At 71.2% G+C, this 13,716-nt stretch carries 13 protein-coding genes; 5 read left to right on the top strand and 8 right to left on the bottom strand.

Going from position 1 to position 13,716, the window contains the following annotated elements; all coding sequences use genetic code 11:
• The first annotated feature begins 1 nt into the window (after nt 1).
• Nucleotides 2-2,110, top strand: coding sequence for a glycogen debranching protein GlgX (gene glgX, locus JHN45_RS00265; RefSeq protein WP_201047599.1), 2,109 nt, complete (start codon nt 2-4; stop codon nt 2,108-2,110).
• 3 nt (nt 2,111-2,113) lie between these two features.
• On the opposite strand, the gene JHN45_RS00270 is transcribed toward glgX, so the two are convergent.
• Nucleotides 2,114-2,917, bottom strand: a complete 804-nt coding sequence (locus JHN45_RS00270; protein ID WP_200716728.1) for a VOC family protein — start codon at nt 2,915-2,917, stop codon at nt 2,114-2,116.
• Nucleotides 2,918-3,061: 144 nt separating this feature from the next.
• On the opposite strand from JHN45_RS00270, the gene JHN45_RS00275 reads away from it, so the two are divergent.
• From JHN45_RS00275 to JHN45_RS00290, 4 genes are all read left to right on the top strand, one after another.
• On the top strand, nt 3,062-3,517 hold the full coding sequence (locus JHN45_RS00275) for a MarR family transcriptional regulator (RefSeq protein WP_200716729.1): 456 nt from the start codon (nt 3,062-3,064) through the stop codon (nt 3,515-3,517).
• Nucleotides 3,514-4,380: an ATP-binding cassette domain-containing protein gene (locus JHN45_RS00280; RefSeq protein ID WP_200716730.1), complete on the top strand. Its 867-nt coding sequence runs from the start codon at nt 3,514-3,516 to the stop codon at nt 4,378-4,380. The genes JHN45_RS00275 and JHN45_RS00280 overlap by 4 nt, the downstream gene beginning before the upstream one ends.
• On the top strand, nt 4,340-5,200 hold the full coding sequence (locus JHN45_RS00285; RefSeq protein ID WP_201047510.1) for an ABC transporter permease: 861 nt from the start codon (nt 4,340-4,342) through the stop codon (nt 5,198-5,200). Before JHN45_RS00280 ends, JHN45_RS00285 begins: the two co-directional genes overlap by 41 nt.
• A 189-nt stretch (nt 5,201-5,389) precedes the next feature.
• Nucleotides 5,390-5,905 carry a hypothetical protein gene (locus JHN45_RS00290; protein ID WP_200716717.1) on the top strand — a complete coding sequence of 172 codons (516 nt, stop codon included), beginning with the start codon at nt 5,390-5,392 and terminating at the stop codon, nt 5,903-5,905.
• A gap of 25 nt (nt 5,906-5,930) precedes the next feature.
• On the opposite strand, the gene hemC is transcribed toward JHN45_RS00290, so the two are convergent.
• The 7 genes from hemC to JHN45_RS00325 form a co-directional block, all read right to left on the bottom strand.
• The gene (gene hemC / locus JHN45_RS00295) at nt 5,931-6,866 is read right to left on the bottom strand and encodes a hydroxymethylbilane synthase (RefSeq protein WP_200716718.1); all 936 of its coding nucleotides are present in this window, start codon (nt 6,864-6,866) and stop codon (nt 5,931-5,933) included.
• Nucleotides 6,867-6,939: 73 nt separating this feature from the next.
• Nucleotides 6,940-7,947 (bottom strand): questin oxidase family protein, encoded by a 1,008-nt coding sequence (locus JHN45_RS00300; protein ID WP_200716719.1) that lies wholly within the window; start codon nt 7,945-7,947, stop codon nt 6,940-6,942.
• Nucleotides 7,948-8,064: 117 nt separating this feature from the next.
• Nucleotides 8,065-9,627 carry a glycosyl hydrolase family 65 protein gene (locus JHN45_RS00305; RefSeq protein ID WP_200716720.1) on the bottom strand — a complete coding sequence of 521 codons (1,563 nt, stop codon included), beginning with the start codon at nt 9,625-9,627 and terminating at the stop codon, nt 8,065-8,067.
• Between the two features lie 77 nt (nt 9,628-9,704).
• Entirely contained in the window at nt 9,705-10,481 is a 777-nt protein-coding gene (locus JHN45_RS00310; protein ID WP_200716721.1) for an NPP1 family protein, read from the bottom strand.
• A 136-nt stretch (nt 10,482-10,617) separates the two neighbouring features.
• Nucleotides 10,618-11,592, bottom strand: coding sequence for an ATP-dependent DNA ligase (locus tag JHN45_RS00315; RefSeq protein ID WP_201047511.1), 975 nt, complete (start codon nt 11,590-11,592; stop codon nt 10,618-10,620).
• A gap of 226 nt (nt 11,593-11,818) precedes the next feature.
• Nucleotides 11,819-12,508: a response regulator transcription factor gene (locus JHN45_RS00320; RefSeq protein WP_201047512.1), complete on the bottom strand. Its 690-nt coding sequence runs from the start codon at nt 12,506-12,508 to the stop codon at nt 11,819-11,821.
• The gene (locus tag JHN45_RS00325; RefSeq protein WP_201047513.1) at nt 12,505-13,716 is read right to left on the bottom strand and encodes a sensor histidine kinase; all 1,212 of its coding nucleotides are present in this window, start codon (nt 13,714-13,716) and stop codon (nt 12,505-12,507) included. The genes JHN45_RS00320 and JHN45_RS00325 overlap by 4 nt, the downstream gene beginning before the upstream one ends.

A 13,716-nucleotide genomic window follows, 5' to 3' on the forward strand; every position in this document is an offset into this window, starting at 1 on the left:
GGTGTCCGTGTGGAGCGGGCACCCCTCTCCATTGGGTGCCTCCTACGACGGGAAGGGCACCAACTTCGCCCTCTTCAGCGAGGTCGCCGAACGCGTCGACCTCGTCCTCGTCGAGGACGACGGCAGCCACCGGAACATCCGGCTGACCGAGGCGGACGGCTTCGTGTGGCACTGCTATCTGCCGGGCATCGGTCCCGGGCAGCGCTACGGCTACCGGGTGCACGGTCCGTGGGCTCCGGCCGCCGGACACCGCTGCAACCCGGCGAAGCTGCTCCTCGATCCGTACGCCCGGGCGGTGGACGGACAGATCGACAACGACCCCTCGCTGTACGAGCGTTCGGCCGGACCCGCCCCCGGCGACAGCGCCGGGCACGGCATGCTCGGCGTGGTCACCGACCCCGCCTTCGACTGGGGCGACGACCGCCCGCCCCGCCGCCCGTACGCCGACACCGTGATCTACGAGGCCCATGTGAAGGGGCTGACCCGCACCCACCCGGAAGTCCCGGAAGAACTCCGGGGCACCTACGCGGGACTCGCGCACCCGGCTGTCGTCGACCATCTCGTCTCGCTCGGGGTGACCGCCGTCGAGCTGATGCCGGTGCACCAGTTCGTGCAGGACGGGGTGCTCCAGGACCGCGGCCTGTCCAACTACTGGGGCTACAACACGATCGGCTTCTTCGCGCCCCACAACGCCTATGCCGCACACCGCGAACGAGGCGGGCAGGTGACCGAGTTCAAGGCGATGGTGAAGGCCCTGCACGCCGCCGGGCTCGAAGTCATCCTCGACGTCGTCTACAACCACACCGCCGAGGGCAACGAGAAGGGCCCCACCCTTTCCTTCCGGGGCATCGACAATGCCTCCTACTACCGCTTGGTGGACGGCGATTGGGGCCACTACTACGACACGACGGGCACCGGGAACAGTCTGCTGATGCGGCACCCGTACGTGCTTCAGCTCATCATGGACTCGCTGCGCCACTGGGTCACCGAGATGCATGTGGACGGCTTCCGCTTCGACCTCGCGGCCACGCTGGCACGGCAGTTCCACGAGGTGGACCGGCTGTCGGCGTTCTTCGACCTGATCCAGCAGGACCCGGTGATCAGCCGCGTCAAACTCATCGCCGAGCCGTGGGACGTGGGGGAGGGCGGCTACCAGGTCGGCAACTTCCCGCCGCTGTGGTCGGAGTGGAACGGCAAGTACCGGGACGCCGTACGGGACTTCTGGCGCGGCGGCGAGCACACGCTCGGCGAGTTCGCGTCCCGGCTCACCGGCTCCTCCGACCTGTACCAGCACAGCCGGCGCCGACCGCGCGCCAGCGTCAACTTCGTCACCGCGCACGACGGGTTCACCCTGCGCGACCTGGTCTCGTACAACGACAAGCACAACGAGGCCAACGGGGAAGGGAATCGGGACGGCGAGAGCGGCAACCGGTCCTGGAACTGCGGCGCGGAGGGGGAGACGGACAACCCCGCCGTGCTGGAACTGCGCGCCCGCCAGCAGCGCAACTTCCTTGCCACGCTGATCCTTTCGCAGGGCATCCCGATGCTCGGCCACGGCGACGAACTGGGCCGCAGTCAGCGCGGCAACAACAACGCCTACTGCCAGGACAACGAAGTCTCCTGGATCGACTGGGAGTTGACCGACGAGCAGCGTGAACTCGCCGCGTTCACGCGGTATGTCATCGGGCTGCGCGCCGCCCATCCCGTGCTGCGCCGCAGACGCTTCTTCCGCGGCGAGACCGCCGTGCACCCCGGACAGCCGCTCCCCGACCTGGTGTGGCTGCTGCCCGACGCCCGCGAGATGACCGACCGCGACTGGCAGCGCTCCGACGCGCACTCGGTGGGTGTCTTCCTCAATGGTGACGCCATCGCCGAACGCGATCCGCACGGCGGACCCGTCGTCGACGACTCCTTCCTGCTCCTGCTCAACAGCTACTGGGAGCCCGTCGACTTCCGTCTCCCGGACCTCACCTACGGCGAGCGCTGGACGACCCTCATCGACACCGCCGAGCCGCAGGGCACCCCGGACGAGACGGAACACAAGGCCGACACGGAGATGGTGGTCGAGGCCCGGAGTCTCGTGCTGCTCTCACGGCCCGCCCGGCGCTGAGCGTCAGGGGGCGCCGCGCGAGGTCACCGTGAACTGGGCGCCGTCCGGGTCGCGCAGCACGGCCTCGTGGTCGTTCTCGCGCAGGATGCTCCCGCCGTACGAGGCCGCGACCCGCGCGCACGAGCGGATGTCCGAGACCGCGAAGTGGACCTGCCAGTGCGGGCGGACCGTCGGGTCGGGTGCCGCCTCCAGCGCGCCGGACTCGATCCGCGCCACGACGTTGCCGCCGCTGCGCAGGACGACCTCGCCGCCCTCGTACCGGACCTCGCAGCTCGCCGGGTCCGCCGACGCCCAGTCGAGGATCTCGCCGTAGAAGATCGCCGCGTCGAAGGCGTCCCGGGTGTGCAGGCGGACGAAGGCCGGGGCCGAGCGGCGCCAGGTCTCCCAGCCGCCCATGAGGTCGCCCTCCCAGATGCCGAAGGTCGCGCCGTCCCGGTCGGCGAGGAGGGCCGCGCGGCCGGGCGGGAAGGAGAGCGGGCCGACGGCGACCGTGGCGCCGCGCTCGCGGACCCGGGCCGCGGCCACATCCGCGTCGGGCACGGCGAAGTACGGCGTCCAGGCCACCGGGATCTGCCACATGGAGGCCACCGCGCCCAGGCCGGCCACCGGAATGTCGTTCGCCGTGGCGATCCGGAACTGGTCGCCGAGCCGGGCCGAGCGCCACTTCCAGCCGAACACGGCCTCGTAGAAGGCCTCGGTGGTCTCCACGTCGCGGCTCGTGAGACTCACCCAGCAGGGGGCGCCGAACATCGAACGGGTGGAGACGGCGTCCGGCTCGCCGAGGGACGGATTCCTGTCGTGGTTCATGGCAGTCGCGTTCCGATCTCCTGGACCGGCGGCCACCGGTCTCCTTCTCAGTGTCCAACCGGAATCGGTCCCGCTGCCTCCCGAGCGGGGGTCTTGACCATCCTTTTGGGTTAGTTACCTCTGCTAAAGAGGTAATCTCTGGGTGTGGAGACGGAGAACTTCCCGGAAGAGCTGGCCGACGCGCTCGTCGGTGTCCAGCGGCTGATCCGCAGGCGACTGCGCAGCGAGATGACCATGCCGCGCCTGCGCGGCGCCGATGTGGAGCTGCTGCGCCTGGTCGAGGTCCGGCCCGGCATCGGCATCTCGGAGGCGGCCAAGGAGCTGTTCCTCGCGAGCAACTCGGTGTCGACCCTCGTCAACCAGCTCGTCCGGGACGGCTTCATGATCCGCGAGACGGACCCCGCCGACCGGCGCGCCGCCCGGCTCCAGCTCACCGAGACGGCCAAGACCCGCCTCGGCGACTGGCACGCACGGCGCGCCGCTCTCGTCCGCACCCAGGTCGACCGTCTCGACCAGGCGGACCGGGACGCGCTGCGCGCGGCCATCCCGGCCCTGCACCAACTGGCCGTCAATCTGCACGAGGAGGCCGAGGACTCATGACGCAGTCCGTCGACACCGCCACCGAGCGGTCCGCAGCCGTCAGCTGCACCCGGCTCGCCTATTCCTTCGGCGAGACCACCGCGGTGGACGGGCTCGACCTGTCCGTGGGGGAGGGCGAGGTCTTCGGACTGCTCGGTCCCAACGGAGCCGGGAAGACCACGGCCATCCGCTGTATCACCACCCTGCTCCCGGTCCCGGCGGGCATGGTCCACGTCTTCGGCCACGACACGGCCAAGGAACAGATGTCGGTGCGCCGCATGCTCGGCTACGTCCCGCAGCAGCTGTCCGCCGACAGCGGGCTCACCGGTCGCGAGAACGTCGCTCTCTTCGCCCGCGTCTTCGACGTCCCGCGCAGAGAACGCGCCGCCCGCGTCGCCCAGGCACTGCGGGCCGTCGACCTCACCGACGCCGCCGACCGGCTCGCCAACACCTACTCCGGCGGCATGGTCCGCCGGCTCGAACTCGCGCAGGCGCTGGTCAGCGCGCCCCGCCTGCTCATCCTCGACGAGCCCACCATCGGCCTCGACCCGATCGCCCGCACCAGCGTGTGGGAGCACATCAACGCCGTGCGCGAGGCCACCGGCATGACCGTCCTGGTCACCACCCACTACATGGACGAGGCCGACCAGTACTGCGACCGCGTCGGCCTGATGCACCGCGGCCGTATCCGCGCCCTGGGCACCCCGGTCCAGCTCCGCGAGGGCCTCGGCGAACGCCGCCGCGCCGACGGCGCCCCCGCCACCGATCCGCTGCCCACCCTCGAGGACGTCTTCCGGGACATCGCCGGCAGCGGTCTCGAAGACTCGTCAGGAGGTTTCCGCGATGTCCGAAGCACCCGCCGCACCGCGAACCGCGTCGGCTGACCCCGCCCGCGAATACGACCTGAATCTGCTGCTCACCCCGCCCCAACCCCGGTCCGGTTGGCGCCTGTTGCCCGCCCGCGTGATCGCGATGTGCGCGGTCGAACTCCAGAAACTCCGCCACGACCGCACCGAGTTGTACACCCGAGCCGTCCAACCGGCGCTCTGGCTGCTGATCTTCGGCCAGACCTTCACCCGCATCAAGGCGATCCCCACCGGCGGCATCCCCTACATCGACTACCTGGCCCCGGGCATCATCGCCCAGTCCGCGATGTTCATCGCCATCTTCTACGGCATCCAGATCATCTGGGAACGCGACGCCGGCATCCTCAACAAGCTTCTCGTCACGCCCACCCCGCGCTCGGCGCTGATCACCGGCAAGGCCTTCGCGGCCGGAGTGAAGTCGCTCATCCAGGCCGTCGTCGTGGTCGTCATCGCGGCCGTTCTCGGAGTCGCGCTGACCTGGAACCCGCTGAAGCTGATCGGTGTCGGGGCGATCGTGATCCTCGGCTCGGCCTTCTTCTCCTGTCTGTCGATGACCATCGCCGGCATCGTGCTCAGCAGGGACCGGCTGATGGGTTTCGGACAGGCGATCACCATGCCGCTGTTCTTCGGTTCCAACGCCCTCTACCCGGTGGCGATCATGCCCGGGTGGCTGCAGGCGGTGAGCAAGGCGAACCCGCTCAGCTACGAAGTGGACGCCCTGCGCGGGCTGCTGCTCGGCACCCCGTCGCATGTCGGCACCGACTTCGCGGTCCTGCTGGTGGCCGCCGCGCTCGGTATCGCCGCCGCCTCCTCGCTCCTCGGACGGCTGGCCCGCTGATCTTGCCGGGGACGTGATGTGCGGCACGCCCCCGACCGCGGTTCGGTGGCCGAAAAGCGGATTGTTCCTGCGCACGGCTTGATCAGTGATCAAGCGGGCGAAAACGCTGGCCACAGCGCATTCTGCTCATTTGACAGTGCGCTGAGCACACAGATAGGAAGCAGCTCTCTGAGGTCGAGAGGGTGCATTGTGTACGAGCCGAACGTGGTCGGGGACTGGCACGAGTACGACGAACATGCCGGTCTGCGTGTCCGCGTCCACAGCCTGGCGGCAGCCGAGCCGCCGCGCGGACGCGACGACGCCGCCGAAGGGCTGACGTATTTCACTCTCCGTGTCACCGTCGAGAACCGCGGCTCCCGGCATCTCGGCATCCATCTGGAGGACGGGCAGATCGACATCCGGGTCGGCCCGGACGGCGAGAGCGCCTTCATCGACTGGCGCAGCTCGCAGTTCATCGAGGGCTTCGACGTCTATCCGCTGCGCCGCGCCACCGCTGTGCTGTACGCGGCCGGCCCGGAGGCATCGCTGACCCAGGTCGACGTACAGGTGCAGCTGCGGGTCGAGGAGGAGTGGACCGAGCGGCGCCTGTGGGCGGGCGGGATCGGTCTGTGCGAGGAGGCCGTCGCGGCCGGTGCCGGGCGGGACGGCCTGGCGCACCAGGTGAGCAAGTTCCTTCGCGACCAGGCGGAGCCCGGCACCCCCTGAGACCCGCGGGGCCGGGCTCTTCCGCTCAGTGCGGGATGCCGTCGATGATCTCGCGGGCGCCCTGCCGCAGCAGCGCCACCGCCACCGAGGTGCCGAGCGTCGCCGGGTCCAGCCGGCCCGCCCACTCGTGGGCGTTGAGCCGGGTCTTGCCGTCCGGGGTGAACACACAGGCGCGCAGCGACAGTTCACCGCTCCGGTCGACCTGGGCGTATCCGGCGATCGGGCTGTTGCAGTGCCCCTGGAGGACATGGAGGAACATGCGCTCCGCCGTCGCCTCACGATGCGTCTCGGGGTGACCGAGACCGCTGATCGTGTCGATGACGTCGGTGTCGCCCTCACGGCACTGCAGGGCGAGGATCCCCGCGCCGATCGGCGGCATCATCGCCTCGGCGGACAGCACCTCGGTGGCCACGTCCGTCCGGTCGATGCGCTCCAGGCCCGACATCGCGACCAGCAGCGCGTCCGCCTCGCCGGCCGCGAGCTTCTCCAGCCGCCGGTTCACGTTGCCGCGGAACGGCACGCACTGCAACTCCGGGTGCGTGGCGGCCAGTTGCGCGACCCGGCGGACCGACGAGGTGCCGATCCGGGTACCGGCGGGCAGCTCGTCGAGGGTCAGCCCGCCCGGGTGGACCAGGGCGTCGCGGATGTCGTCCCGCTTGAGGAACGCGGCGAACGTCGTCCCGGCGGGCAGTGGCCGGTCGGCGGGCACGTCCTTCATGCAGTGCACCGCGAGATCCGCCTCACCCGCGAGCAGCGCGGCGTCCACCTCCTTGGTGAACGCCCCCTTGCCCTCGACGGCGGACAGATCGCCCATCCACTTGTCGCCGGTCGTCTTCACCGGCACGACCTCGGTGCGCACCTGTGGATGAAGGACGGCCAACTCGGCGCGGACACGCTCCACTTGGGCCAGCGCCATGGGCGAGTCGCGGGAGACGATTCGGATCAGTTCGGGCACGGACATGCGAACACGATAGACCTTCCGACACGTCCCCCGACGCAGCACCGGTCAACTCAAACCCCTCGTACCCCCCGAATCAGACAAGGGGCTCGCTGATCTCCACGGCCCGCACCGCGGCGACCAGCGCCGTTTCGTCCCCCACGTCCAGGGCGGTGTCCGTGAACTTGATGACGTGTTCGTCGCCATGGGCGACAGCCCGTTCGAGCACCTCCTCGGCGGTGAGGCGCCGTGACGTCGTGTACCCGATCGGCTCACTCGGGGTGTACATCGCGGTGACCGCGGCCGACGCCGTCCACGCCGCCCGCAGGCTCGGTGCCCACAGCTCCCGGGGCAGCGCGTCGAGGGTCCGCAGCACCGCGTTGGGCGCTGTCGCCGCGTGCACCAGCATGGTCGGCTCGCCGTGCCCGTGCGTGGCGTAGCGGTGCGTGGCCGCACGCACCAACTCCGTGAGCCGCTCCCGCGCCGCGTCCGGATCGCTCACCTCGCCCGCCCAGAGAGGCAGTTGGCGTACGGCGTCCAGCCTGGCCCGGAAGCCGGCCGGCCCCTGGACGATCGGCGGCACGGCGTCGAGGGAGTCGGCGGCGCTGCGGCCACCGGGCAACGGCGCGATGCCCGACACGGGCTGGTACCGCGCGGCCCAGTAGCCCAGACCGTGCGCGAGCTCCGTGAGCCGGGGCTCGTTCTCGTCCGCACCGAGGGCCCGTACGGCATGACCGACCCGGATGACGGGATGGGTGGCGCCCGCGGAGATCCCGGGCAGCAGACGCGGCCACCACACGGCGAGGACGCTCCGCCAGGGGTGTTCGGCGAGGGAGCGGGAGAAGTGGTCGATCCAGTCGGCGGCCCGGCGCGGATCACCCAGCGCCGAGGGCCAGTTGTCGTCCGTGACGGCGTCCACCGGATCGGGGAAGTCCTCCAGCTTGTCCCGGTAGAGATCCAGCCAGTGGTGGACGGCCCCGGCCCGCCCGTGCGCGGCGAGCGCCTCGGCGACCATCGGGGCGTGATTGCTGAGCCAGCCGTTGCGCTCGGGTCCGGTGGAGTGCAGTCGTTGTAAGGCCTCTTCCAGCGTTCCGCTCGTGTCCATGCCCAGCACGCTAGGTGCCACGGCGCGTGGGCAGATCGGACCGGAGACGGAGGAAGCTCCCACCTGTGGTCCTACACCTGAGGACCCATCACGGCCCGACCGGCGGGGTGCCCACGCTCACTCGGTCAGCACGATCGAGATCGCCCGGTGCCCTCGCCCGTCGGCGGCCACGACGGGTTCCCCCGGCCGCCCGTCCACCGTGCACGACCCCACCCGGCTCCCGCCGCCGCTCAGCGTGACATCCAACGTCATGCCCCGATAGCGCAGCCCGCGCAGACTCACCGCGCCCCAGGCCGGGGGGAGACACGGGCGCAGCCGCAGCGAGCCGTCCGTGAACGTCAGTCCGAACAGACCGTCGTGGACCAGCCGCAGATACGCCGTCGCCGACCAGGTCTGGTCGGGCTGCGACACGAAGTGGTTCGCGTGGCCGCTGGCACCGCCCTGCCAGCCGCCGTCCACGGCACCGGTCACCGAGTCGTACAGCTCGTAGAAGCCACCGCTCGTGGCGACCAGACCGGCGAGGGTGTCGACGGCGCGGGCGAACGGTTCGGCGCGGCCCGCGTCGGCCGCGGCCTGGCCGTACAGCCCGTGGACCATCGGCCACACCATCACGTTGTGCCGCCCGGGACGCCGGTCGTCGAAGCGCGGGAAGTGCGGCCAGACGTTGACGATGCCGTACGGCTGCCAGTGCGTGGCGTCGAGGATCCGGCCGGCGCGTTCGGTGTCGGCGACGCCGAGGAGGACGGCGAGGGCCAGTCCCGCGCCCTCCTGCGAGGTGTCGAGATGCCCGGCGAGGGGGCCCGCGCCGTGGACGAGGTAGCCGTAGGTGCCGGCGTCCGCGCGCCACAGGTGCCGGTCGATCGCCGTGCGCAGCTGCTCCGCGTCCGAGCGCAGCGAGGCGGCCTGTACGGGGCGGCCGAGGGCCTCGGACATGGCGGCGAGGGCGAGATGGGCGCCGTAGTAGAGGCAGTTGGTCGACAGGCACATCAGGTTTTTGGCGTGCGGGTGGTCCAGGACGAAGGACGAGTGGACGGAGGCCGAGGCGGGTGGGCTGGGGTAGCCGGAGATGCCGTCGTTCATGAAGCCCGGGCCCTCGAAGAGGCCGAACGTCGGGTTGAGGTGCTGGGCGCGGCGGGCCGCGAGGGTGCGCGCGGAGGTGCCGTGGGCCTGGGTGAGGAAGTCGCGGTCGCCGGTGACCAGGTAGTGGTGGTGGGCGGCCAGGACCCACACGATCTGGTCCCACCACTGGTTGTCCTGCTGGACGACGAGCCCGTCCCGCGCGCGGTCGACCACCGACCACAGGGTGTTGCGGGCGACCTCCGGCGCGAGCAGGCTGACCCCGCTCCACGCGTTGACGGCCGCGTCCCGCGTCCAGCGCTGGGGCGCGGGATAGCCGCCGCCCGCCCGGACGACCGTGCCGGGCGGATAGCTGAGCAGACCGGCCTTGTCGTACACCGAGCGGTCCGCGCCGATGGTGTTGGCGCCGGACACGGACCTGAGCGCGGACGAGTACAGGGCGCCGAGCCGGTGCTGGGTGGCCGGGTCGTCGAAGGCGAGGCTGGGCATGGTGTATCCGTTCCCGGGGTCCGGGCCCTGCGCACCCGCGGGGATGGCCGTCGCTCCGGCGATGCCCAGCGCGATCAGGAGAGCCCGCCGCGAGACCCTGCGTTCAGCTGCCACGTTCCGTCCTCTCGGGCTCCCGGGGTCGAGATGGTCCCGGGAGCCCTGAGAACGATGGTGCCCTGTGGACGGTACCGTCAGGCGGCGGGGTCGAACGTTATTCCGGAAGGCTTCGCCGAGGTGAGGTGGGCCACGAAGTTGGCGTCCTTGAGCCCGAAGTTCGCGCTGCCGAAGTCGTAGGCGCTCAACTTGTCGCGCAGGCCCGCCGGGTAGCCGTTCCAGCCGACGAGCGGCGGGTACTGCCAGGTGTGCTTGTCGTTCTCCGGCGGCTCGTCGCCCGCGTCCGCGAGGCGGAAGTCGTGCGTGCCGATGCCGTCCTTGTGGTAGACGATCTTGGCGTGCGTGCCGTCGAAGCGGACGTCGGAGGCCGCGTGCACGGTGAACGAACCGTGGTTGGACGTCGACACGTACTGGATCGTGCCGTTCTGCACCCACACCACGACGTGTTCCCAGTCGTTGCGGTGCCCGCCGATGCTGGAGTTGGCGACGGCCTGGTCCTTCTCGAAGTACAGGCCGTACATGTACGCGCACCAGCCGTTGTTGCACTTGTAGCGCGAGTAGCTGTTGGTGTTGTCGAGGTCCGAGGCGTCGTGGCACTCGCCGCTCAGCGATCCCGTGGGGTTGAGTCCGCCGTTGATGGTGCCGTCGGGGCCGATCGCGGGCGTCGGGTAGCAGCCGTCCGTGTCGTAGTCGAAGGCGGGCAGATACGTCTTCTCCGCCGTCTCGGCGTTCGCGGGCAGCGCCGCGGGCGGGGCGGCGAAGGCAGCGGAGGGGAAGGCGACGACGAGCACGGCGGCACCGCCGAGACCGGCGAGCCACCTTCGGCGGCGGGTCCGGGACTTCTGGGACGACACTGCGTTCTCCTCTTCGGGCGCAGCCCGGCGGCTGTGGGGTGGAAAGGGCTTTCAGAGTCCCTACTTTTCATGTACGCGCCAAGGGGGTGAGGTGTCACGATGGTGACACGCCGCCCAATACTTGATCTACGCAAGTTCATTCGTCCTCCGGCAGATCGGCGGCCGACTCCTCCGGCGCCAGGTCGGGGCGCAGTCGCAGCCAGGACGGCTGCCGCAGCATCCCGGCCCGGGTACGGGTGCTGTAGCGGACCTCGCCGACCAGCCGGGGTACCACCCAGCGCGCCCCGGCCACCGCCGGCACCGGATCGAAGGGGCAGGTGTCGGTCGCGGCGGCCCGCAACAGCGCGGCGAGTTCGGCGCGTTCGGCCTCGCTCCAGCCCGTCCCCACATTGCCGACGTACCGCAGCCGCCCGCCCGCGCGCTGCCCCACCAGCACCGCGCCCGGCAACCCCGACAGCCGCCCCTTGCCCGGCACCCACCCGCCGACCAGCACGTCCTCGCTGCGCAGATTGCGGATCTTGATCCAGGCCCGGGAACGCACCCCCGGTTCGTACACCGAGTCCAGCCGCTTGCAGACCAGCCCCTCCAGCCCGTGCTCACGCGTGGCCCGCAGCGCCTCGGCGCCATGTCCCGTGAGCGCGGCGGGAGTCGACCAGTTCGGGCCTTGGAGACCCAGTCGCTCCAACTCGGCGCGGCGGTCGGAGTAAGGGAGGGTCAGGAGCGGCCCGTTGAGGTACGGGACGTCGAACAGCACCAGATGGACAGGGGTGTTCGCGGCTCGGTGTGCCGCGAGCGCGGGCGATGCGGCCAGGCCCATCCGGTTCTGCAGCAACTGGAAGTCGGCGCGCCCCTGTTCGTCCAGGGCCAGCACCTCACCGTCCAGGATCGCCCGCGTGCTGCCCAACTCTCGTCCCAGGGGCAGGAGTTCGGGATAGGCGCCGGTGATGTCCGCACCGGAACGGGCACGCAGCAGGACGCTGCCGTCGCCCGGGAGGTACACCAGCACGCGCTGGCCGTCCTGCTTGGTCTCGTAGGCCCAGCGAGCGTCCTGCCCGGCGGGCGGGAGGGCGCCGGGGGTGGCGAGCATGGGTGCGATGCGGGGGAGGGGCACGCCACAGGTGTCGACGGCGAGCGGGGGCGGCACGCCTTTTCGGCGGGGGGTTCGCCTGAACGGGCGCCAGGCCGTGTCCGCGAAGTCCCGTCGTCCGCCCGGGGGTGGGCCTTGCCGCGTCGGGTGCGTGCCCTGGGGCGAGAGGGGCACCTCTTACGCCCCCAGGCCAGTGGGGGAGCGTGTCGGGCGTCGCCAGGCGGGCCGGACTCTGCGGATGCGGCGTGGGTCAGAACGCGGAGTCGGACGGCGGCGGTGCCTGCACCAGCCCCGACTGGTAGGCCATCACGACGAGTTGGGCCCGGTCGCGGGCGTCCAGCTTGGTCATCGCGCGGTGCACATGGGTGCGGACGGTCAGCGGGCTGACGTAGAGCTGCTCGGCGATCTCGTCGTTCGAGCGGCCCTCGGCCGCCATGGCCATGATCTCGCGTTCCCGGGCGGTGAGGACGCCGAGCCGGTCGGGCGTCGCCAGTCGGGCGCTCGGCGCGGGCGTGGCCAGGAAACGGCTGATCAGGGTGCGGGTGGCGAGCGGGGAGAGCAGGGACTCGCCGGACGCGACCGTGCGGATGCCCGCGAGCAGCGACTCGGCGGTGACGTCCTTGCCGAGGAAACCGCTTGCGCCCGCCCGTAGCGCCTGTGCCACGTACTCGTCGACCTCGAAGGTGGTGAGGATCAGGACGCGGGTGCCGGACAGTGCCGGGTCGGCGCAGATGGCGGTGGTGGCGGTCAGGCCGTCGGTGCCGGGCATGCGGATGTCCATGAGGACGAGATCGGGGCGGTGTTCCCCGGCCAGCGCGATCGCCTCGGCGCCGTCGGCCGCCTCGCCGACCACCTCCATGCCCTCGCAGGTGTCGATCAGGATCCGGAAGGTGGCCCGCAGCAGGGCCTGGTCGTCGGCGAGCAGTACGCGGATGGTCATGGGGTTCTTTCTTCCGGTTCCAGGACGCTGGGATACAGCGGCAGTTCGGTGGTGACCTCGAAGCCGCCCTCGACCCGGTGCCCGGCCCGCAGGGCACCGCCGACCGAACGGGCGCGCTCCCGCATCCCGATCAGCCCGAAACCCTGGCCCGGGGGCGGCGCCGGGAGGGTCGTCGCCCCCGGGCCGTCGTCGGACACGGTGACGGTCAGCCGGTCGTGGGAGTAGCGCAGGCGCACCTGCGCCGACCCGGTCGTGGCGTGCTTGCTGACGTTGGTGAGCGCCTCCTGCACGATCCGGTACGCCGTCAGGTCCACCCCGGCCGACAGCGGGCGCCGTTCGCCCTCCGTGGTGACGGTGACCGCGAGTCCTGCGGTGGCGAACGCGCCGGTCAGCTCGGCGAGTTGGGCCAGCCCCGGGCTCGGGGCCAGCGGCGCGCCGGGATCGTCGGCCCGGCGCAGCAGGCCCACCGTGCCCTTCATCTCACGCAGCGCGGAGGACGTCGTGCCGGCGAGCTCGGTCAGGATCTTCTGCGCGTGGTCGGGGTGGGTGCGCGCAAGGTGGGCGGCGGTGCCTGCCTGGGCGTGGGCCAGGGCCAGGTGGTGGGCGACGACATCGTGCAACTCCCTCGCGATGCGCATGCGTTCCTCGGCCACCCGGTGCCGGGCCTCCTCCTCCCGGCTGCGCTCGGCGTACTCGGCCCGTGCCTGCACCGCCTCCAGATAGGCGTCCCGCAGCCGGAGCGCGTTCCCGGCGACGACCGGCAGCAGCAGCCAGGCGGCCGGGCCGACGGTCTTGAACGGCCAGGGGTGATGCACCGGGTCGGCCAGTGTCGCCGTGGTCACCACCAGCACGACCGACGCGAGGAAGTAGCGGCGGGCCGTCCTGCGGCGGGTGAGGACGGCCAGCCGGTACAGGGCCAGCATCAGCGGCCCCAGCATCAGCGGGGTGAGCAGACAGCCCAGCGCGGCGGCCCCGGCGGCGGCGACCGCCGTCACGGCGACGACCGCACGGGGGTGGGTCCGCTGCCAGAACAGGGCCGCGCAGGAGACCGTGGCGAGCGCGATCGTGGGGGCCACCGCGTCGGGCCCGGGACCGCGCGGCACGTTCAGTTCGCTGCCGAAGAGGAACATGGCGAACAGCAGCACGGCCGACATGGTGTCGACGGTGCGGATGTGCTCGTCCGCATAGCGCTGCCAGCTGTGGTGCAT

Origin of the sequence: Streptomyces sp. MBT53 (assembly GCF_016654115.1) — a bacterium.
In the GTDB taxonomy this organism is placed as follows: domain Bacteria; phylum Actinomycetota; class Actinomycetes; order Streptomycetales; family Streptomycetaceae; genus Streptomyces.

Coding starts and splice junctions, on each gene's coding strand:
- JHN45_RS00270 (WP_200716728.1), bottom strand. CDS start 2,917: ATGAACCACGACAGGAATCCGTCCCTCGGCGAGCCGGACGCCGTCTCC.
- JHN45_RS00280 (WP_200716730.1), top strand. CDS start 3,514: ATGACGCAGTCCGTCGACACCGCCACCGAGCGGTCCGCAGCCGTCAGC.
- JHN45_RS00285 (WP_201047510.1), top strand. CDS start 4,340: ATGTCCGAAGCACCCGCCGCACCGCGAACCGCGTCGGCTGACCCCGCC.
- hemC (WP_200716718.1), bottom strand. CDS start 6,866: ATGTCCGTGCCCGAACTGATCCGAATCGTCTCCCGCGACTCGCCCATG.
- JHN45_RS00300 (WP_200716719.1), bottom strand. CDS start 7,947: ATGGACACGAGCGGAACGCTGGAAGAGGCCTTACAACGACTGCACTCC.
- JHN45_RS00320 (WP_201047512.1), bottom strand. CDS start 12,508: ATGACCATCCGCGTACTGCTCGCCGACGACCAGGCCCTGCTGCGGGCC.
- JHN45_RS00325 (WP_201047513.1), bottom strand. CDS start 13,716: ATGCACCACAGCTGGCAGCGCTATGCGGACGAGCACATCCGCACCGTC.